General features: G+C 60.6%; 18 protein-coding genes. 14 read left to right on the top strand and 4 right to left on the bottom strand.

What is annotated here, in order from left to right; all coding sequences use genetic code 11:
• The first annotated feature begins 12 nt into the window (after positions 1-12).
• The gene (locus MAIT1_RS10570) at positions 13-216 is read left to right on the top strand and encodes a DUF7697 family protein (protein WP_085442246.1); all 204 of its coding nucleotides are present in this window, start codon (positions 13-15) and stop codon (positions 214-216) included.
• On the opposite strand, the gene MAIT1_RS10565 is transcribed toward MAIT1_RS10570, so the two are convergent.
• Entirely contained in the window at positions 192-434 is a 243-nt protein-coding gene (locus tag MAIT1_RS10565; protein ID WP_085442245.1) for a hypothetical protein, read from the bottom strand. The two genes, MAIT1_RS10570 and MAIT1_RS10565, sit on opposite strands and share 25 nt — an antisense overlap.
• Positions 431-859 (bottom strand): PIN domain-containing protein, encoded by a 429-nt coding sequence (locus tag MAIT1_RS10560; RefSeq protein WP_085442244.1) that lies wholly within the window; start codon positions 857-859, stop codon positions 431-433. Before MAIT1_RS10560 ends, MAIT1_RS10565 begins: the two co-directional genes overlap by 4 nt.
• A gap of 38 nt (positions 860-897) precedes the next feature.
• Here MAIT1_RS10560 and MAIT1_RS10555 point away from each other — a divergent pair, with 38 nt between their 5' ends.
• The 4 genes from MAIT1_RS10555 to MAIT1_RS10540 are packed head-to-tail and all read left to right on the top strand — an operon-like array spanning position 898 to position 9,253.
• On the top strand, positions 898-5,187 hold the full coding sequence (locus MAIT1_RS10555) for a coiled-coil domain-containing protein (protein WP_085442243.1): 4,290 nt from the start codon (positions 898-900) through the stop codon (positions 5,185-5,187).
• A 2-nt stretch (positions 5,188-5,189) separates the two neighbouring features.
• The gene (locus MAIT1_RS10550; protein WP_085442242.1) at positions 5,190-6,665 is read left to right on the top strand and encodes a phage tail protein; all 1,476 of its coding nucleotides are present in this window, start codon (positions 5,190-5,192) and stop codon (positions 6,663-6,665) included.
• Positions 6,662-7,498 carry a hypothetical protein gene (locus tag MAIT1_RS10545; protein WP_085442241.1) on the top strand — a complete coding sequence of 279 codons (837 nt, stop codon included), beginning with the start codon at positions 6,662-6,664 and terminating at the stop codon, positions 7,496-7,498. The genes MAIT1_RS10550 and MAIT1_RS10545 overlap by 4 nt, the downstream gene beginning before the upstream one ends.
• Before the next feature lie 3 nt (positions 7,499-7,501).
• Positions 7,502-9,253 carry a peptidase G2 autoproteolytic cleavage domain-containing protein gene (locus tag MAIT1_RS10540; protein ID WP_085442240.1) on the top strand — a complete coding sequence of 584 codons (1,752 nt, stop codon included), beginning with the start codon at positions 7,502-7,504 and terminating at the stop codon, positions 9,251-9,253.
• A gap of 43 nt (positions 9,254-9,296) precedes the next feature.
• Here the strand turns inward: MAIT1_RS10540 and MAIT1_RS10535 are convergent, their stop codons facing one another.
• Entirely contained in the window at positions 9,297-10,766 is a 1,470-nt protein-coding gene (locus MAIT1_RS10535) for an ATP-binding protein (RefSeq protein ID WP_085442239.1), read from the bottom strand.
• On the bottom strand, positions 10,763-11,494 hold the full coding sequence (locus tag MAIT1_RS10530; RefSeq protein ID WP_085442238.1) for a response regulator: 732 nt from the start codon (positions 11,492-11,494) through the stop codon (positions 10,763-10,765). The genes MAIT1_RS10535 and MAIT1_RS10530 overlap by 4 nt, the downstream gene beginning before the upstream one ends.
• A gap of 466 nt (positions 11,495-11,960) precedes the next feature.
• Here MAIT1_RS10530 and MAIT1_RS10525 point away from each other — a divergent pair, with 466 nt between their 5' ends.
• From MAIT1_RS10525 to MAIT1_RS10490, 9 genes are all read left to right on the top strand, one after another.
• The gene (locus MAIT1_RS10525; protein WP_085442237.1) at positions 11,961-12,536 is read left to right on the top strand and encodes a Spy/CpxP family protein refolding chaperone; all 576 of its coding nucleotides are present in this window, start codon (positions 11,961-11,963) and stop codon (positions 12,534-12,536) included.
• A gap of 43 nt (positions 12,537-12,579) precedes the next feature.
• Positions 12,580-12,921, top strand: coding sequence for a heavy-metal-associated domain-containing protein (locus MAIT1_RS10520; protein WP_085442236.1), 342 nt, complete (start codon positions 12,580-12,582; stop codon positions 12,919-12,921).
• A gap of 22 nt (positions 12,922-12,943) precedes the next feature.
• A complete protein-coding gene (locus MAIT1_RS10515; protein WP_085442235.1) occupies positions 12,944-13,381 on the top strand; it encodes a DUF302 domain-containing protein in 438 nt (145 codons plus the stop codon).
• Positions 13,378-13,608: a hypothetical protein gene (locus MAIT1_RS21835; protein WP_158089431.1), complete on the top strand. Its 231-nt coding sequence runs from the start codon at positions 13,378-13,380 to the stop codon at positions 13,606-13,608. The genes MAIT1_RS10515 and MAIT1_RS21835 overlap by 4 nt, the downstream gene beginning before the upstream one ends.
• Positions 13,609-13,669: 61 nt before the next feature.
• Positions 13,670-14,116 (top strand): SoxR reducing system RseC family protein, encoded by a 447-nt coding sequence (locus MAIT1_RS10510; RefSeq protein ID WP_158089430.1) that lies wholly within the window; start codon positions 13,670-13,672, stop codon positions 14,114-14,116.
• A gap of 120 nt (positions 14,117-14,236) precedes the next feature.
• Positions 14,237-16,672 carry a heavy metal translocating P-type ATPase gene (locus MAIT1_RS10505; RefSeq protein ID WP_085442233.1) on the top strand — a complete coding sequence of 812 codons (2,436 nt, stop codon included), beginning with the start codon at positions 14,237-14,239 and terminating at the stop codon, positions 16,670-16,672.
• An 18-nt stretch (positions 16,673-16,690) separates the two neighbouring features.
• Complete coding sequence (locus MAIT1_RS10500; RefSeq protein WP_085442232.1) at positions 16,691-17,206, top strand: c-type cytochrome; 516 nt, start codon at positions 16,691-16,693, stop codon at positions 17,204-17,206.
• Positions 17,207-17,296: 90 nt separating this feature from the next.
• Entirely contained in the window at positions 17,297-18,715 is a 1,419-nt protein-coding gene (locus tag MAIT1_RS10495; protein WP_158089429.1) for an HD-GYP domain-containing protein, read from the top strand.
• A 90-nt stretch (positions 18,716-18,805) separates the two neighbouring features.
• A complete protein-coding gene (locus tag MAIT1_RS10490) occupies positions 18,806-19,465 on the top strand; it encodes a DUF2231 domain-containing protein (protein ID WP_085442230.1) in 660 nt (219 codons plus the stop codon).
• Positions 19,466-19,474 lie beyond the last annotated feature (9 nt).

Genomic DNA, 19,474 nt, shown 5'->3' with positions numbered 1-19,474 from the left:
GAGGAGCAGCAGGTGTTTGATGTCGTTCTGGCGTGTCAGAGCCAACTCCGCGTCGCACCATCGGGACAGGTTCTTGGGCTCGACATGAGCGTGGCGTTGCAGATGGCGGATGCCATGGGATTGGAAAGGGGTGCGGCGGCTGAGTTGCTGCCGTGGGCGGAGGTGGGTTTGCGCGAGGCGCTCAAGGAAGCTCAGTCCAGCCTATCTTCTTCATAAATGGGCGGAACGTCAGGAACTTTTTTCAGGACCTCTAGGTATTTGGCTTCATCCGCTCGTGCGGCTCTCTCTTTGAGCAACTTCTCGGTTTCCAACGCCGAAAGCTTCTCTGCTATTGCCGTCACAAATAGCTGATTCATGGAAGAGTGGTCTTCCTTGGAAACACGGCGCGCCGCTTCCATGAGGGATTCAGGAAGACGCAGGGCATATTGGCTCATGTCGGTGTCCTTTGAAGAATGCGCCAAAATTCACGGGGCGTCAGAATTGGGATGCCAAACCGTTTGGATCCTTCGGCAAAGTCCCTTGTATTGAACGTCACGATCGCAGCAGCGTTTCCGCCAATGGCCAACTCCAGCACCATGTCATCCCCCGGATCAGGGAGAACTGGTCGCCATAGATAATAGAGCCTGACAGCTTCCGCATGTCTAAGCACCATGTCCAGAAAAATTTCCACATCCTGATGGGCAAGTGGAACTCCAGTCTCTGAACGTTTCAGAACCGCTTCATATTCCAAAAACAGCGGAACTGACAATAGCGGAGTGAAGCGCTGCCCCAGGTTTTCCAGCAGAAGCAACTGGTGCGATACGCCTTGAGTCGAGCGCAATCCAGCGACCAGCACATTGGTGTCCAAGACAGCTTTCATATCTTATTCAATATCAAATAATCTGAGAGCATGCAATCATGACCCGCACCCAGCACAGCTACAGCATCCGCCTGTCCGTTGAGCAGGGCGGCAAGGTCAAAGCCGAACTGGCCGATATCGGTGCCAGCGGCGAGAGCTCTTTCAAGCGCATCCGCACGGCCAGCAATGATGCCTCCCGTGGTCTAGAATCCCTCACCAGCCGCGCCACCTCCCTACATACCAATATCTCCCGCCTCACCGGCATTATCGCCGGACTTACCGCAGCAGGGGGACTCACTGCCCTCGCCAATCGCGCCATCACCGCCGCAGACGCCATCGGCAAAACCGCAGACCGGATTGGCGTGGGCGTGGAGTCGCTCCAGGCGCTGCGCTATGCCGCCGACTCGGCGGGCGTCTCCCAGCAAACTCTCGAAATGGCGTTGCAGCGTTTTGGACGTAGAGCCGCTGAGGCCGCCCAGGGAACCGGGGAAGCCAAAGCTGCGCTCAAAGAGTTGGGCATCTCTGTCAGGGATGCGGGCGGTCATGTGCGCAGCACCGAGGAATTGCTGCTGGAGGCCGCCGATGCGCTCAAAGGAGTCGAGAACCAATCTGACCGGGTCCGTCTGGCGTTTAAGCTGTTCGACTCCGAAGGCGTAAAACTTCTCCAGATGTTGCAGAACGGCTCCGAGGCGATGCGTGAGACCATGCAGCGCGCGCGGGATCTGGGCATCGTGCTGGAAGAGGAACTGATTCGCAACGCCGAGGATGCGCGCAATGAACTGGATACCCTGGCCAAGGTTCTCGACGCCAATCTCTCTCGCGCCCTGCTGAATCTGGCTCCGGCCATCAGCGACGCCTCCACCTGGCTGTCAGACCTAGCCAGCGATGCCGGGGTCGCGTATGAGAAATTCAAAGCCATCGTCACCGGCGACACCAACTTCGAGAATCTCAGCATGCGCGCGGTGGCGGCCACGGTGCGGGAGTACCGAGAGGAGGTGGAGTCGCTCCAAAAGGTCATCCAGAGCAACGAGACCTATCGTGAGATGTTCCCCCATGCGCCGGACCGCATGAGCGAGGGGGCGTTGGACGGATTGCGCGCGCAGTTGGCGGAGAAAGAGCGTATTCTCGCCCAATGGTCGGCCAAGCTGGCAATGATGAAGGCGAAGAATGAAGGTGTCGCCAACGACATCGCCAATGTGCCCATCGGTCCCGATCCTGATGTGGCCAAAGATGCCGCGCGGGAGTTGGCGCGCATTGAGAGCGCGTTACAGGATGATCTGGAAAAACTCCGCTCCGCCGGCCTGTCCAAACGACAACTTCTGGAGGAGAGCCACACCGAGGCGCTGCTCAAACTGCGTGATCTGCGCGACAAGGCGCTCACCGACGCCGAGAGGACGCGCATTGATCAGGCAATGGAGGATGAATATGAGCGCTATCGCCTGGAGCGCGCCAAGCTGGTGGGTGTTGAGCGCGAGTATCTCGCTGAACTCAAGAATGAGATCGCCCTTCATCAGCAAGTAATCGACGGCAAGATCCCCCTGGAAGAGTTGACCCGACGCCTTGCTGAGGCAGAGCGCGAAGCGGCGATCCAGAAAGAGCTTCACAACAAGCTCGCCGAGTCCGGCATTCAGCTTGGCTCCGAGCAGGCGCGCGAACTGGAGCGGCTCATCCGCGCCAAGGAACAGGCGACGCGCACCACTGAGGAGATGACTGAGGCTGAGGAGAAAGCCGCCAAAGCCGCCAAGAAGGCGGCAGACGAACACAAGAAGGCTCTGGAAGCCTACGAGAAGAGCCTTAACGCCCCCTTTGAGCGCGCCGCAGAGGGCATTCAGAACGTTTTGACCGACGCCTTTGAGTCAGCGTTTGATGGATCACTGCGCAGCGCCGACGATGTGGCGGATGCGATGAAGCGCATCTTCATCCGCGCCGCGGCGGAGATTGCGGCGGCCATGGTAATCCGGCCTGTGATCGGTTCAGTGATGGGATCTGTGGGGCTGGGCGGTGTGGCGCAGTCCATGGGACTGTCCGCTCCTGGCATCACCGGGGTCAGTGGGGGTGGTGTAGGAGGTCTGTTCAATATCGCCTCCACGGGCAGCGACCTGTTCTCCGCCTTTGGCGGCAGCTTCGGTCTGCAAACCAGTGGTATTGGTGGCGCCATCAACGCATTTGGGGCGTCCAACCTCGGCATGGCCTCGCTGACGCCACAGTTCTATGTTCCCTCCATGGGCATGACGGTGACAGGCTCGGAACTGGCCGCCATTCAGTCAGGGTTGGGCTTTGAGCTCCCCGCCACCCAGGTGGGCACGGCGGTAACGCCGGGTTCCAGTTTTCTAGGCGCTGGCACCGCCATGGGCTATCTGGGCGCTGCGGGGTTGGGCTATGGCGTGGGCTCCATGGTGTTTGGCTCCCAGGAGGCGGGCATCGGCGGTGCGCTGGGCTCTGCTGCGGGATACGGCATCGGCTCCTCCATGGGCACCATCCTGGGGATGGCTGGCGGTCCCGTGGGGATGGTGCTGGGGACGCTCGCCGGGAGTTTCATCGGCGACCTGTTTGGCGATGACGAACCCTCACCGCCTGCCATTACAGTATTCTTCAATGGCATGGAGCATCCCTGGGCGGGAAGCAACCATGTCAACATCGGCAACCTGACCAGCACCCGTAATGCCGATACGCCGGTAGATGCCGTCATCGCCATGAGTGAGGGGCTGCGCGGTTTGATCACCCAGGGCGGGTTTACCCTGGGCGAAGATTACACGGTTCACGAACTGGGACATGTGGGATGGCACGCTGAGAAGGGCTACTCCGACAGCGCCACCGGTTTCGGTTGGACGGCGGAGAACTTTGGTCAGGCGATGTTGGGGCTGTTCGGCGGCAACTTGGCCAATGGAACAATTCAAGGCGCGGCTCCCGCGCTTAAGCACGCCCTGAACAACGCCAGCGACTACACGGAGATGGAGCGCATTCTCACCGAGTGGTCCGCCGGGCGAGATCAGATGTTGGCGGTTTTGGAGGGCGTGTGGGCGGAGCCGGTTCAGTCCGTGACCACTGCCGAAGCCGCAGTACAGGCGCTCTCCACTCAGTTTGACCAGATGGCGGCCAACGCCGATCTCTACAATATCGCCCTGGAGGAGGTAGACGCCGCGGAAGCGCATGCAAAGGAGCAGATGCGTAGCCAGTGGCGGGACGAGATCGCCGACCAGCTTCTGCAACTGACTGACCCCTACGGCTTTGCCCTCAAACAGCTGCAAGAGCAGCAAGCTGGCCAGATCAAAGCCGCTGAAGCGGTGGGGATGGGCGCTCAGGCGCTGGCGGATCTGCACACCGCGCAACTGGAGGCGCTCCGAGAACAGTATCGCATCATCCCGGAAGTGGCCTCGGAGGATGTCACCGCAGCAGAGCGCGCGGCGTTGCAGTGGGCGGAAGGAATCCGCCGGGAACTGCTGGGGGTGATGGACCCCATGGCGTTGGCGTTTGAGGAGTTGGACGACTGGTATACCGAGCAGTTGGCCCAGGCGGAGCAGTATCAACAACAAACCAAGGACCTGACGGCGCTCTATCGCGCCAGACAGCAGGCCATTCGGGAGGAGTATGCGCAGATCGCTCCCGTGTTGGATGAAGAGGCGCTCGATTCTCTGGACGCTCAGCAGCGGCAGGCGTTGCAGTGGTCGGAGTCAATCCGGCGCGAATTGTTGGGGATGACCGATCCCAGGGCCCTGGCGCTGGAAGAACTGGAGCGGTGGTATGCAGAGCAGCAATCTCTTGCTGAACAGCATCAACAACAGACCCTGGAGCTGACGGAGCTCTACCTGACCAAAAAGCAGGCCATTGAGGAGCAGTACGCCGAGCAGGCTGTGGCCACCGCCAATGGCGTGAGCGTGAGAATGCAGAGCGCCCTACAGGGAATCAACAACACGCTGCTGGGGCTGGAAACGGGGAATCTCTCTACCCTGACACAGGCCGAGCAGTTGGATCTGGCCCGGACCGCATACAATGGCGTGGTGCAGCGGGCCTACAATGGCGACATTGACGCCATCAGCCAACTGCCCAACTTGGCGCAGGGCTACCTCACCGAGGCCCGTGATCAATACGCCAGTGGCGCGGGGTATAAGAGCATCTTCGACTCGGTGCGCCAGGATCTGAGCGGATTGCTGCCGACAGGCTCCACCACCAACCAATCCAATGAAGCCGACGCCCTGCGCAACGAAGTCTCCGAGTTGCGCGCGGATGTGGCGTTTCTCACTCAAACGGTGGAACGCCAAACCCAGCAGCTCATCGCTGCCGGTAAAGAGCAGGCGGCATCCGCCACAACCGCATCTCTCGCCCAACTGCGCGCATCGCAACTCTCATAGCCATGACCATCTCAGACGCGGACTACCAAGCGTGGCTGGAAGATCCGGCTGCGGCGCGGGAGCTATTGCTCGAAGCCCAGGCTTATCGTAACGGGACCATCGACACTCTGCGCCTGTCACACATGGGCTATATCAGCCATGCATCGGACACTCCGTCCCATACCACCTATGACGGGCTCATCATCGAGCCGGTCACCATCACCCGCCAGTTGAACGGCCTCGCAGGCCAAAGTTCGTGCGCCTGGGGCGATATCGTGTTCGCCAACCCTGAGGGGCTGATGGACGCCTGGCTCACCGATGCCACCTTTGCGGGGCACCTGGTATCGCTAAAACTAGGAGACCCCGCATGGTCTCTGGCAGATTTCCGTGCCGTGCTCACCGGCGTGGGTGGACGCTTGAGCTACGCTGGCGCGGCGCTGCGTTTGGAGGTGCATGACCACGGCGCGACGCTGGATCGGCCCGTGCAGTCCAATCTGCTCACCAGCGGTCCAGAAACGGACAACCCAAAACCTCTCCTTTACGGCAGAGTTTATAACGCCAGCCCGGTGCTCATCGATGCCGCCGCGCGTGTCTATCAACTCCACGATGGAACACTACAGTCTGTGGATGCGGTGCGCGACAACGGCGTTTTGCTGACGACAGGTACGGATTACAGCGTCGATTTGGCCAATGGGACGATCACGCTGGTTTCTGAACCAGCCGGTCAGATCACTTGCGACGCTACAACCGCCACACAAACTGCCGCCGACATCATTGATGCCCTGGTGACGCGCGACGCGCTCACCTATGGTGACTTGGACGCCGACGCCTTCACTGCGTTCAACACGCTCTGCTCCCAGTCTCTGGGGCTCTACATTCGACAGCGCCGCAATCTGGTGGAAACCATCCAGGAAGTGGCCGCCAGCGTGGGGGCGTGGTGGGGCTTTACGCGACTCGGCAAGTTCACCGTGGGTCGCATGCCTGATCTGTCGGCGCCGGGCGATCCGTTGTTGGATCTGGGCCCGGACGACCTGCATGCCGAGATCCCTCGTCATGAGCCACTCGACGCGCCGCCGTGGCGAATCCGGCTTGGCTACCACCGGCATTGGACTGTTCAGGATGCTGATGGACTGGCGGGGGCGGTGTCTGCTGAGCAGCGTTCAGCTTTCTCAACCGAATACCAAACGACATCGGCGTCAGATACCGCCATTCAGACTCAATGGCCGCTGGCGTCCGATCCAGACCAAGCTCCCACATTGTTAGCAGATGAAGCTGATGCCAACGCAGAGGCGTCACGTCGTCTGACGCAGAACCAATCCGCGCGCCACAAGTGGACCTTTCGCACCCAGGCCGGGGCTCTGGCCGCCGATCTGGGCGACGTGGTGCGCATCACTCATCCCCACATTCCTGGCTGGGAGAGTGGTCGCAGCGGCATCGTCACCGCCCTGCGTGAAACGCCTTCTGACAACCGCATCGACATTACGCTGATTACGTCATGAGAATCGTACCCGAAAATCTCGCCGATCACGCCACGCTGACCTGCGCGCCCATGCCGTTGTCAGAGCAGCCCGTGACTCATCTCCAGGATCTGCGTCGGCAGCGTATGATGCGCACCGTGGATGCGGCGGGCCATGTCATCACAGCTACTTGGTCGGCGCCACAGCGCATCTCCTGCATCGGTCTGTTTGGCCACAACATGCGCAAATCCAATGCGCGTTGGCGCGTGGAGCTGTTTTCAGATGCGGCATGGACCACCAGCGTCTACGACTCCGGATTGGTTCCGCTCTGCCAGGCAAAGGGCTTTCGCGCGCTTACCTGGCGTGTCGACGCTTGGCGCGCCACCATCTTTTCCGATCGGGATGCCGCTTTCTCGGTTCAGTGGCTTGAGGAGAGCTTTGCCATCCAGTCCCTGCACATCACCCTTTCCGATGCTGCCAACCCGGATGGCTATCTGGAGGCGTATCGACTGCTGGCCGGTTTGCACTGGCAGCCGACTCAAGGCCCCGCCTATGGCGCGACGCTCCAGGTTGATGACCCAACCGAACTCACTCAAACCGCTGGCGGGACCCTGGCGGCCGTGTCGCGCGGCGCACCGACACGGCGTCTCTCCCTGGAATTGCGCTGGATGACCCGTGATGCCGACGCACGGCGGCTGGTCGAAATGCTCACCAACCAGGGTAAACGCAAACAGATGCTGCTCTCCTTGTTTCCCGGAGCCGGGAGTGGTGAAGAGATCGACCACACCATCCTGGGGCGACTTAGCGACTCTCCTCAGATCGCCATTGTGCATCCCCAGCGCGCCCGCGCCAAACTGACCTTCACCGAGGGCTAAATCATGAGCAATCAGATTCCCAGCAACATCACCGATGACGCCTACGCCAATGAGATTGAGGGCGGATTCCGCGCCATGCTGGTTGGCCATAACGCCGATGGCAGCCATAAGGCCGACATCGATGCTGCTATCGGGGCCATCTACGCCGAAACCGCTTCCGTGGCCTATGTGTCGGCCACGCAGTTCACCGTCGCTGGTGATGTGACCGCTACCTACACCGCTGGGCGGGCCATCAACGCAGTCTCCTCGGGCGCCAATGTCTGGAGTCATGTGGTCAGCGCCAGTTTTGATGGCGGTAGCGGGCTGACCACAGTGACCGTCAGTGATGCCGTGATTCCATCCGGCTTGCAGCAAATCCTCTACGGCATCATCACCGATGAGCGACAGTTGCCGGAGATGGGGTTCCTCAAATCTGATGGATCTGTGGTCTCCACAGGCTTGCAGGGCTTCACAGGCGGGATTCAGTGTTCCGCCTACAAGGGCTACAGTGCAACGCTGTCATTTAGCAATGATCAGGATCAGCAACTCCTGGATCTCAACCGCACGACAACCATTCTTCACGGAGCGAATCTGTCTGTTGAGGATGGCGGCATTACCGTGCCCACTGCGGGCAAGGGAATCTCCGCCGGAGGTGCGACAATCCACAATAACCCCAACGGAGGCCATACGGATGATCCAGGATACTGCCCGACGCTGACACTGGGTGATGGACCGGACGATGCTCCCTACGGCTCCTGGTATGGCGGAGAAGGCTCGACACATGGTCTGTTCATCCGCTGCGTGCGCTGGGCAGGGGCGACTTGGTGGCGTGGCGTCATTGGCAGCAAGCGGGATTCGAGCCGAATTGAAGTCTTCGACATGTGGACAAGTCCCAACTGGGAGTTCCACGCCGCCAACGGCGGCAGCACAGAAGGATTTCGCTTCCACTCCGGCTCACACGGCACCTACGGAGAGCAGAACGGCCACGCCCTGGTGCAGATCGAAACCGGACGTCCAAACGGAGGCTGCCGCGCCTTTGGCGTCAAGGACGACAGTAACGGCAACCTGTTCCGCATCGAATCGGGCGGCAACGTCTACGCCAAAGGCTCTATCAACGCCAACACGGCGGACTTCGGGGAGCTGATGGAGTGGGAGGACGGCAATCCCGACAATGAGGACCGCATCGGCCTGCCTGTGGTGCGCGCCAAGGACGCCGATGGCCAGCCCAATGGCAAAGTACGCATCGCCACCCATGATGACGACCCCAACGAGATTTTTGGCGTCATGTCCGGCACCGCCATTCTGGTGGGTAATACCTTTGAGGACGAATGGGCGGAGAAAGATCTGCGCGACGCCTACGGGCGCATCCTCACCGAGCCTTGCGTCCAACTCTCTTGGCTGGACGAGAACGGAGAGCGTGTCTTCTACCATGAAGACCGCATCCTCGAGGGTGTATCCATCCCGGATCTGATCATTGATCAGGACGATCCAAAGCCCACCGTGACCGACCCGGAAATGGGGCAAACTGTCAACATGAGCGAGCAACTCTACGCAGTGCGGCGCACGCGCAATAGCGACGGCCAGCCCCTCATGCGCAATGTGCAGAATCCGGGCTATGACCCCAACCGCGCCTACGTTGGTCGCCAATACCGTCCCGAGTGGGATGTGATCGGGTTTCTGGGGCAGATTCACCTGCGCGCTGGCGCGCCGGTCAATCCCCGTTGGCTGAAGCTGCATGAGGCAGGAGATGGGGTGGAGTTGTTGCTGATCCGGTAAATGGCGCCCACCCGCGTCAGGAGACGCGGCAACATTCAAAGTTCTACCGGATATGCTGATCTGGCTCCGCCAGAAAATCGCTTTTGGCGATAGTGACAATCACTTCCAATCCCCCCTCAGGCCGATTGCGCAGATGCAGCGCGCCACCGTGGGCGCGGATGATACTGTCAGCGATAGAGAGGCCCAACCCGCTCCCACCCGTCTTACTGTTGCGGGAGGCGTCCAATCGTTTGAATGGGCGCAGCACCGACTCCATCTCCGCCTCGAGAATTCCCGGACCATCGTCGGACACTGCTATCCGTAGACGATCGCGGTGCATCGTGGCTTTCAACCGGGCGCGTTGACCGTATTTGACCGCATTCTGGATGAGGTTGGAGATGGCTCGACGGAAACTTCGCTGCATCAACGGGAACGGCTCCATCTCCCCATATTCCACCGCCACATCATGGCCCAACTCCCGCCAGTTCTCCTCCAACCCTTCCAATAGTGAAGGGATATCGGCCAGGCGCACCTCCTCCATCCCTTCGGCGCCCTGAATAAAATCCATGGCGGACGCTGTCATCCCTTCCATTTCAGCCAGATTCGCCAACAGGGCGCCGCGCGTGGAGTCGTCATTCAGCATCTCCACACGCAGGCGCATGCGGGTCAATGGTGTGTGCAGGTCATGCGAGATCGCAGCCAGCATGGCGCTGCGCTCCTGGATCTGTTGAATGATGCGCGCTTGCATGGCGTTGAAGGCTTGAATCACTGCGCGCACCTCACGGGAACCGGACTTTTCAATCGGCGCGCCACGCAGATCATGCCCCAGCGCCCGAGCCGCGCCCGCCAGCCGGGCCAGCGGACGCGTCACCAGCCGCACCGCCAGGAAGGAGAGCGCCGTGACCACCGCGATGAGGATCAACAGTGACCACAGCAGATGCCAGGGCCAGACAAAAGCCTCCTCAGGCAAGTGGTTATGATATTCCAGCCAGGTTCCATCGCTGAGCCGGGTGCGGGCCATATAGGAGAATTGTGACGCGCTCATGGGATGGAGCATCCCCATGGCGGGGGCATGATTGCCCATCATCATCCCCTCCATCATGGGGTGGAGAGCAGGCTCGCCGGATTGCGCTCCGCGTCCGCCCCGTAGCGCTGCGGGCTGAGAGACCATTTGGATCTGAAGCGGATAACGCGTCTCCAAATAGCGCTGCATCAGACTTTTGAGGTGAGCGGCGTGGGCATTGATCTGCGCATGGTCCCGCGTCGGGTCGGCATCATTGGAAAAGCGCACGAATTGCAAAGGCGTATTCAAAATGCCGACGATTTTGAGCCGTTCCGCAGGCGCCAACGGATCCAACACGTGCACGATGGAGGCAAAGCGTTGCGCCGCTTGAATGCCGCCCATGGTGACCATCGCCTCCTTGCGGTCATACAGGTGAATCGCGGCGCTGGAAATCAGCGCCAGGGTGACCCCGCCAAACAGAATCCACACCAACTGTCCCGCCAGTGAACGAGGCCATGGCAGCCACTTCATGAGACGTCCACCCGGCAGTCAAGGATGTAGCCTTTACCCCAAACGGTCTTGATGATTTTCGGCTCCTTGGGGTCATCCTGCAAGCGACGGCGCACCCGTCCCACCTGCACATCAATGCTGCGTTCGAATATCGATGACTCACGGTTGCGATACGCCTCCATGATCTGGTCGCGATTGAGCACTTCGCTGGGGTGTTTGAGGAAGGCGAGCAGCATGATGAATTCGCCGCTGGTTAGCGTCACGTCCACGCCGCCCGGCGAAGTCAGGCGCTGCGCTTTCACATCCAGTTTCCAACCAGCAAAGCGGTACTCCCGAGGCTCGCGTGGGTGGTTGTCACGCGGCATGGCTCGCGACCGGCGCAGCACGCTGTGAATCCGCGCCAGCAGCTCGCGCGGGCTGAACGGTTTGGTCAGATAGTCGTCGGCGCCCATCTCCAAACCAATGATGCGGTCGGTTTCGCCGCGGCGGGCGGTGAGCATGATCACGGGAATATCCTGGGTGGCTGGATCAATACTCAGGCGCTTGCACAGGGTCAGCCCATCCTCCCCAGGCAACATCAGATCCAGCACGATCACGTCAACGCGATCATCCTCCCGCAATGCCGCCCACATCCCCTGACCATCGGCAAAATCACGCACATGGCACTGATTTTCGCACAGATACTCACGCAGAAGCGTGCGGATTTCATCATCGTCCTCCACCACCACAATTCGGTCCTGATCCGACATGGCGCCCCTCTCTCTACTCGATTTTCATTCAGGATGCGCATATCCGCATCCAGTGAAGCAAAAAAAGTGCGACTTAATTGTGACAAACGCGCCAAACGGCGACCAGACTGCGACTGATATTGGGTTTTCCAGCGCGGTGCAACAGTCGCGGGAAAGTCCAATACAATGCGAACAGAAAAACAGTCAAGTCATTGATAAATTACATTAAAATAATTTTATTTTCAGCCTCTTTTCGGCATCATGGTTTCCAACAAAGGCCAATTGATTATGACCTTCATGGCGATGCCGGAGAGCGCGGGTCGGTCACATTGATCCCCCTCCCAACCGATCCGCTTCCACGGCCCCCGGCATCGCCCATTCTTTAAGGAACCGGCTTGTGAGGCAAGCCATTGGCGCAATGGTTCGAGAGAAGAGTTGGATCACTCCGTTTGGAGGACCGCTCTCGACCCCTTAATAGGAGTGAGTCATGAACACGAAACGCAGTGGTCTTCTGAGTGTGGCGGCCGGTTTGGCTCTGGCGGCAAGCGTCGCTGTGGTCGCCATTAATGGTTACGCCCATGGTCCCGGTTTCGGTATGGGCAACGGCGGCTATCCGGGGATGATGGGTGGCCAAACGGGCATGGGTGGACCGGGGATGATGGGTGGTCAAACGGGCATGAGGGGCCCGGGCATGATGATGGGCCAGCAAGGCATGGGCGGCATGATGTTCCAGGATGAGGAGGCGCAAACGCTTTATCTGACCGAGTTCAAGCAGCGTTTGCAGATCACTGCGGATCAGGAGAAGCCCTGGACGGCCTACGTTGACGCGCTGACCGACGTCACCGCCACCCATAGCGCCATGTTCGCGCAGATGCATGACCCCTCGATCAGCGGCTACGAACGCAGTGAAGCGCACATCGCGTTGATGGAGCAGATGCTGCCGCGCCAACGCACGCTGCTGACGGCCACGCGCACGCTGCGCCAAACCCTGACGCCGACCCAACGGACGCAGTTCGACCAAGGGAGCGTTTGGTTCCACGGCGGCTACATGAACGCTCAGTAACCAACGGCACACTGCACGATCCCAAACTCAAGGGAGAAGCGCTATGACCACACGACACGAACCGCACATCGTCACGCGAACCCTGACAGTTTTGGAGATGGTTTGCCCGGAGTGTGAAAACATCATCGCCGAAGGGCTGTCGGCTCTGGACGGGGTGTCCACGGTGAAGGCGCAGTGGGAAAAGGGTCTGGTGGAGATCTCCTACGATCTGAACCAGACACGCTTTGAAGAGGTGGAGGCGCTGCTGTCGGAGATCGGTTATCCGCCCGACGATGGCTTTATTGCGCGCAAAAAACGCGACTGGACGCGCTTTACCGAACAGAACGAAGTGGACAACCTCAAGCACGTCGGTCACTGCTGTAGCAAACCCCCGGTGGGGGCCTGAATACACCGTACTGGAGGCGATCATGACGGACACTGGCATCACTTTGAATGCGACATTTCCCGGCACATTCGACAGCGCGTTGCGCGCAACCCGCGCTGCGCTGGCGGAACAGGGGTTTGGCACCCTCACAGAGATCGACGTCCAGGCCACGCTAAAGAAGAAGTTGGATGTGGCGCACCCGCCGACGGTGATACTCGGCGCCTGCAATCCGCCACTGGCGCATCGGGCTTTAAGCGCCGCACCAGACGTGGCGACGCTGCTGCCCTGCAACGTGGTGGTGCGGGAGCTACCGGAGCATGGGGTGGAAGTGGCCGCCATGGATCCCCTGGCGATGACCCGATTGCTCCATGACCCCGCCATCGCCGAGGTGGCGCGCGAGGCGGCGGAAAGATTAACGCGTGCGTTGGCGGCGATCGCATCTCGCAGGGAAGCGGGGACAGAGCTGGAGGAGAGATCATGATGAACGGATTGGGGTTTGGTTTGGGACACGGCGTGTTCGGCGGTTTGGGCATGATCCTGGTTTGGCTGCTGCCCCTTCTGCTTCTGGCCTGGGCGATCAAAAGGTTTACCGAGCGGGACGATACGCGCACCCAAACAACGCGTGCGTTGTTGCAACAGAGCTATGCCCGCTGTGCGCACAGACGTGAAGAGCATCAACGCAATCTGGCGGAGATTCGTAAATCATAATCAAGGGACAGCCTGCGTAGAGGACTGTCGCCCAGCACAGCATAACGGGAAGGAGGACGCCATGTTTTGCAAGGAAGTCTTGCTCATCGCAACGCAAGGTGATGTGGCCACGGTCACAGCAGGACGGCAAACGGCTTGTTCCAGTTGTCAATCCCGCACAAGGTGCGAAGGCCAATCCTGTGGCCAAGGCCAGCAGGGGATTCTGTTGCAAGCCAATAACCCCAAACGGATTCCGCAGGGACGCCGGGTGGTGCTGGCGCTGTCTGAACGGCAAGTTCTGAAGTCGGCTTTCCTGGTCTACATCCTGCCGGTGGCGGCTTTCCTGACGACTGCGTTGTTGGCGAACGCTTGGTTGGGCGCCGACAATTCGATTGATCGGGGCGCGCTGATCACGGCTCTGGCCGGAGTTGCGGGCATGGCGGGGAGCTTTCTGTGGTTGCGACGCCACGATCGGCGCATGCGCCGAGATTCCCGTTCGCGCCCAACCATCATTGGCGTCGTGGGGTAAATCTGGTTATGGGCGTCATATCCAGACGTTCCCGACAGCATCGCCAATAGGGACTTTCGACATCCGCAAGCTGCGATGACGATTATGATAATCTGATTGTTCTCCGGGAGGATCTTCTCCATGGACAAAACGACCGCCACCACGACCCTACCGATTTCCGGCATGAGCTGCGCCTCCTGCGCAACCCGAGTGGAACAAAAGCTGGCGGGGCTGCCGAAGGTTCAGCAGGCCGCCGTCAACCTGGCCACCGCCAAAGCCACGGTCACCGGTTCCGTCCCGGTGCAAGAGTTGGTTGAAGCGGTGGAGGCTGCGGGGTATGCGGTGGCCACCGCCACGGAGACATTTACCGTGCAGGGACTTTCCTGTGCCTCCTGCGTCAGCCGTACGGAAAAGGCGCTGGCGGCGCTGCCAGGGGTGAACGCGGCGGAGGTGAATCTGGCCAACCTCACCGCTACGGTGCGTTTTATTCCCGGCGTGGTCTCATTTGAGGCGATGCGTGATGCGGTGAACCGATCCGGCTATCAATTGGCGCGCATCGGCGGCGATGCGGAACCTGAGGATGTGGCGGAACAGGAACGCGAGCGCGAACATCGAGACATCCTGCGGCGTCTGCGGTTGGGTGCGGTGTTGGTTGCGGCCTGTTTTGTCCTGGTGCATTGGCATCATCTGGGGCTGGACGCTCTCGCCACCCTGTCTGATAACCACAATCACTGGTTGCAGTTCCTGCTCATTGCGCCGGTGCAGTTGTGGGTTGGTTGGCATTTTCACAAGAGCGCCCTGGCCACCGCGCGCCATGGCGCCGCCAATATGCACACGCTGGTTACGGTCGGCACCTTCAGCGCCTTTCTCTACTCCCTGCTGGTGCTGTTGGCCCCGCAACTGTTTGTCGCGCCAGGCGTGGCCGCAGAGGTCTACTTCGACACCTCCGGGGCCATCATCGTGCTGATTCTGTTGGGCCGCTTTCTGGAGTTGCGGGCCAAGGGACGCACCTCCCAGGCGATCCGCAAGCTCATGGGATTGGCTCCCAAAACCGCGCGGGTGATTCGCGATGGAGAGGAACGGGACATCCCGTTGGCCGAGGTGGCGGTCGGTGACCATGTGGTGGTGCGCCCCGGGGAGAAGATCCCGGTGGATGGGGTGATCCTGGAGGGGCAATCGACGTTGGATGAGTCCCTGCTGACCGGGGAGTCGATTCCGGTCGCTCGGGGAGCAGGCGATACGGTGATCGGCGGCGCTCTCAACAAGTCGGGGGCGTTTACATTTGAGGCTGCCAAGGTGGGGCGGGAGACCGCCCTGGCGCGCATTGTGGACATGGTGCAGCAGGCGCAAGGAGCCAAGCCGCCCATCGCCCGGCTGGCGGACAAAATCGCGGCGGTGTTTGTGCCGGTGGTGATGGGCGTGGCCGCCGTGACCTTCGTTGTATGGTGGCTGTTCGGGCCGCAACCGGCGTTGACCTATGCGCTGTTGAACTTCGTCTCGGTGTTGATTATCGCCTGCCCCTGCGCCCTGGGGTTGGCCACCCCCACCTCCATCATGGTGGGAACCGGCAAGGGCGCCGAGCGTGGCGTTCTGATCCGCGGCGGCGAAGCCCTGGAGAGCGCCCATAAGTTGGATGTGGTGGTGTTCGACAAAACCGGCACGTTGACCCGAGGAGAGCCGCACATGACCGATTGGAGCGGCGGGCGGGAGCATCTGGCGCTGATCGCCAGCGCCGAGGCGCGTTCAGAGCATCCCATTGCCGAAGCCATCGTCGCCCATGCGCGCGAACAGGGACTTAAGCTGAGCGATCCCGAGACCTTTGATGGCGTGGCCGGTTTGGGGATCAAAGCCCGAGTGGCGGGGCATGACGTGGTGGTGGGAACCCGGCGCCTGATGGCGCAGTCCGGCGTGGCGTTGGAAGAGACGACGCTGGCGACTCTGGAGGCGCTGGAACAGGAAGGCAAGAGCGCCATGCTGGCGGCGGTGGATGGCCAGTTGGCGGGAGTGCTGGCGGTGGCCGATGTGGTCAAGCCCGAAAGCCGGGAGGCGATCGACCGCTTGCGCGCTCTGGGCGTGGAGGTGGCGCTGCTTACTGGAGACAACCAACGCACCGCCCAGGCCATCGCCGCGCAACTGGGTATAGAACGGGTGTTGGCCGAGGTGTTGCCCGCCAATAAATTCGAGGAGATTCAACGTCTCCAAGAAGCCGGCAAGCGCGTGGCCATGGTCGGCGACGGCGTCAATGACGCCCCGGCGTTGGCCCGCGCTGATGTGGGCATGGCCATCGGCGCCGGCGCGGATGTGGCCATGGAGGCCGCCGACATCACGCTCATGTCCGGCGATCCCCGTGGCGTGGCCACCGCGATTCAACTATCGCGCGCCACCATGGCCAACATCAAACAGAACCTGTTCTGGGCGTTTGCCTACAACATTGTGCTGATTCCTCTGGCGGCGGGGGTGTGGTTCCCACTGTTCGGGGTGCTGCTGTCGCCGATTTTTGCGGCGGCGGCCATGGGGCTCTCCAGCGTGACGGTGGTGAGTAATGCGCTGCGCCTGCGCCACGCCAAACTGCAATGACAACAAACGGAGAAGATCTTGGAACGACACAAGCGAAAGCGCAAGCAACCCGGTGAACGCAAACCCACCGCGCCGGAGTCCCTGACCGCGCGCGTGAAAAAAAACTGGAAGGCCATTGGCGTGGGAGTGGGAATCGTGGGCTTTGTCGCCGCCATGAACGCCCTGACCCCAAAACAGGGCGACTCCATGACCGCCATGTCCCATGGACCAGCGGGTCCCAGCCCCATCGCATTGGCCCCGCCACAAGCGGTTCCTGCTGAGCATCAGGCCGGGGTCACGGCGTTCCAGTCGGTGTGTGCGGAGTGTCATGGTCAATGGGGGCAAGGGACGGATCACGGGCCGCCATTGGTGCACGACTATTACAAACCCAGCCACCATGCTGACTACGCCTTCCATCAGGCGCTGCGGCGCGGGGTGCGCGCGCACCATTGGCGCTTTGGCAACATGCCGCCGCAACCCAAGGTCACCATGCAGCAGGCCAATGACATCGTCGGCTTTGTGCGTTGGTGGCAACGGGAGAACGGCATTCTGTAATGACAGCGTGTTGGTTGGTCAGACAGGCGCGCGTAAAGCGCAGACGATGGGGCTGTTTGAACAATGCGGAAACGATTTCAATTCAATTTGATGGTGGAAATTACCTGCTGGCTGGGCGCGATCATTCTATTAAGCGCCTGGCTGATCGTCCGCTACGCAGAGAACCGCCACCACGAAGGGGTCTTTGATCAGACCAAAAAACAGGCTCTGGTCTATTTGTGGGGGATTGAAAAGTCGGTGGCGGAATTGCCGGAGTGGGAGAATTGGCCCCGTGTGAGCACAACGCTCTCTGTGGGACTACAGGAACAGAGTCGCCCTGAGTTCGACTTTGTCATCCGTTCTCTCACACTGTTTGACGCTCAAGGCGAAATGCGTGTTCAGGTAAGCTCTGCCGGAGAGACCATCCGCGCTGACGGCGTCACCGATATGGCGCGCTCGGGGATGATGCGCAGCGGCATGCAGAGCGCCAACGAGAGCATGGCGACTCTGTTGTCTGGGCGTTACTCCCATATGGCGGGAGAGATGGAGCAAGGCGTTGATCCGGTCACCGGCGAAGCGTTCGTCAAAACCCATCTTTCGATTCCCATTCGTCGAGGGGGGCGGATCGTCGGCGCGCTGGAGGCGGAGTTGGACCTGGTCAAAACCCTGGCTCTGCTCGACAGCCGCGATGACGCCTTCGAGCAAGGCATTCTGCTGATCGTCGGCGGCTTCACGTTGGTGGCGTTCATCGCCATCTGGGCGGTGACCCACTTCCGTCTGATCCAGCCCATCCGCTGCTTTAGCCAAGTCTCACAACGGATTGCAGGCGGAGATCTCACCCACCGCACCCGCTATGTCAGTCTCAATGAAATCGGCCTGCTCGGCCAGGCCATCGACAACATGGCCGACAGCATCCAGCGCCTGATCCAGGAGGAGGAGGAGGCCTACCTGCAAGCGCTGCAATCCCTGACCAAGGCGCTGGAGTCCAAGGACGCCTATACCGCCCGGCACTCGGCCCGGGTGTCGAAATATTCGGCTTTACTGGGCAAACAGGTCGGCATCACCGGTCAGGAACTGGAGCTGTTGCAACGCGGGGCCATGATGCACGACCTGGGCAAGATCGGCATTCCCGATGGCGTGCTCAACAAACCCAGCGCGTTATCGGATGAGGAGTTCGCCATCATGAAATCCCATCCGATGATGACCGCCACCATCATGCGCCCGCTCAAACGCTTCAAAGCCTTCGCCGAAATCGCCGCCTGGCACCATGAGCGCTGGGATGGGCGGGGCTATCCCGATGGGCTGAAAGGGGAAGAGATTCCCCTGTTGGCGCGCATTGTGTGCATTGCTGACACCTGGGACGCCATGACTGGCGACCGCGTCTACCGCAAAGGAATGCCGCAGGAGAAAGCGTTGGCCATTTTTGAGAATGAACGCGACGGCGGCCAGTGGGATCCCGCTCTGGTGGACGCTTTCGTCAACCTGATGAGAGCACAGCGGGGTCAAACGGTCGCCCCCGCCGTGGCCTGACTCTCCCCGGGCGTTTGAATCGGCCTGCGCGGGATAGATCACTTGTTAGCGCACGGCGCGGACTAACTGATAAAGATTTGGAGGTATGTCATGGAGGATTTGCTCCCCCTTGTGGAATCACAGGGCTTGTTTGTCACACTGCACCCGATGGTGGTGCATTTTCCCATCGCCTACGTGGCGACCGCCATTTTCTCTGAGGCGGCTTGGTTAATTACTCGCAAAGAAGGGTTTCGCCTGACGGCGCAATGGTTGGTGTTTTTAGGGGCTGGATCCGCGTTGATAGCGGCGGGCGCCGGGTGGGTGGCGGCGGAAACCCTGGGCCACGACTCCCCTGGTCACGATCTGGTGCATGATCACAGGGACGTCATGCTGACCTTTACCGCGCTACTGACAGTCGTTGCGCTGGCGTTGACGGCTTTCAAAGGGTTCCGGCGCGGTGCCGGACGAAAGTGGCTGGCGCCGTTGCTAGTGGCGCTGGTCGGCGTCATGGGCTATGGCGCCGACAAAGGCGGCAATTTGGTCTATCGCCACGGCGTCGGGGGGGCCGCTATGGCTGGCCAGGCAACGCAACCCGCTCATCATTCTCACGGCTCTGACCACGACCATACAGAAGCCGGGATGCCCTTTCCCCATCATGATGATGCAGTCCATCAGCCATTACCGACCAACCAAATGGAGACGATTCCCCAGCAGGTGGAGACGCCGCACACGGATAACCATCACCATCAGGATAGTCACACCCATGAATAACGCACCACA

It is taken from the genome of Magnetofaba australis IT-1 (assembly GCF_002109495.1).
Classification (GTDB): domain Bacteria; phylum Pseudomonadota; class Magnetococcia; order Magnetococcales; family Magnetococcaceae; genus Magnetofaba; species Magnetofaba australis.
The sequence above is the reverse complement of the archived record's forward strand: the minus strand, read 5'-3'. Positions and strand labels throughout refer to the sequence as shown.

What these genes read in the sequence shown, in the direction of transcription:
- MAIT1_RS10565 (WP_085442245.1), bottom strand. Translation starts at nt 434, where the DNA reads ATGAGCCAATATGCCCTGCGTCTTCCTGAATCCCTCATGGAAGCGGCG.
- MAIT1_RS10560 (WP_085442244.1), bottom strand. Translation starts at nt 859, where the DNA reads ATGAAAGCTGTCTTGGACACCAATGTGCTGGTCGCTGGATTGCGCTCG.
- MAIT1_RS10555 (WP_085442243.1), top strand. Translation starts at nt 898, where the DNA reads ATGACCCGCACCCAGCACAGCTACAGCATCCGCCTGTCCGTTGAGCAG.
- MAIT1_RS10550 (WP_085442242.1), top strand. Translation starts at nt 5,190, where the DNA reads ATGACCATCTCAGACGCGGACTACCAAGCGTGGCTGGAAGATCCGGCT.
- MAIT1_RS10545 (WP_085442241.1), top strand. Translation starts at nt 6,662, where the DNA reads ATGAGAATCGTACCCGAAAATCTCGCCGATCACGCCACGCTGACCTGC.
- MAIT1_RS10540 (WP_085442240.1), top strand. Translation starts at nt 7,502, where the DNA reads ATGAGCAATCAGATTCCCAGCAACATCACCGATGACGCCTACGCCAAT.
- MAIT1_RS10535 (WP_085442239.1), bottom strand. Translation starts at nt 10,766, where the DNA reads ATGAAGTGGCTGCCATGGCCTCGTTCACTGGCGGGACAGTTGGTGTGG.
- MAIT1_RS10530 (WP_085442238.1), bottom strand. Translation starts at nt 11,494, where the DNA reads ATGTCGGATCAGGACCGAATTGTGGTGGTGGAGGACGATGATGAAATC.
- MAIT1_RS10525 (WP_085442237.1), top strand. Translation starts at nt 11,961, where the DNA reads ATGAACACGAAACGCAGTGGTCTTCTGAGTGTGGCGGCCGGTTTGGCT.
- MAIT1_RS10520 (WP_085442236.1), top strand. Translation starts at nt 12,580, where the DNA reads ATGACCACACGACACGAACCGCACATCGTCACGCGAACCCTGACAGTT.
- MAIT1_RS10515 (WP_085442235.1), top strand. Translation starts at nt 12,944, where the DNA reads ATGACGGACACTGGCATCACTTTGAATGCGACATTTCCCGGCACATTC.
- MAIT1_RS21835 (WP_158089431.1), top strand. Translation starts at nt 13,378, where the DNA reads ATGATGAACGGATTGGGGTTTGGTTTGGGACACGGCGTGTTCGGCGGT.
- MAIT1_RS10510 (WP_158089430.1), top strand. Translation starts at nt 13,670, where the DNA reads ATGTTTTGCAAGGAAGTCTTGCTCATCGCAACGCAAGGTGATGTGGCC.
- MAIT1_RS10505 (WP_085442233.1), top strand. Translation starts at nt 14,237, where the DNA reads ATGGACAAAACGACCGCCACCACGACCCTACCGATTTCCGGCATGAGC.
- MAIT1_RS10495 (WP_158089429.1), top strand. Translation starts at nt 17,297, where the DNA reads ATGGTGGAAATTACCTGCTGGCTGGGCGCGATCATTCTATTAAGCGCC.
- MAIT1_RS10490 (WP_085442230.1), top strand. Translation starts at nt 18,806, where the DNA reads ATGGAGGATTTGCTCCCCCTTGTGGAATCACAGGGCTTGTTTGTCACA.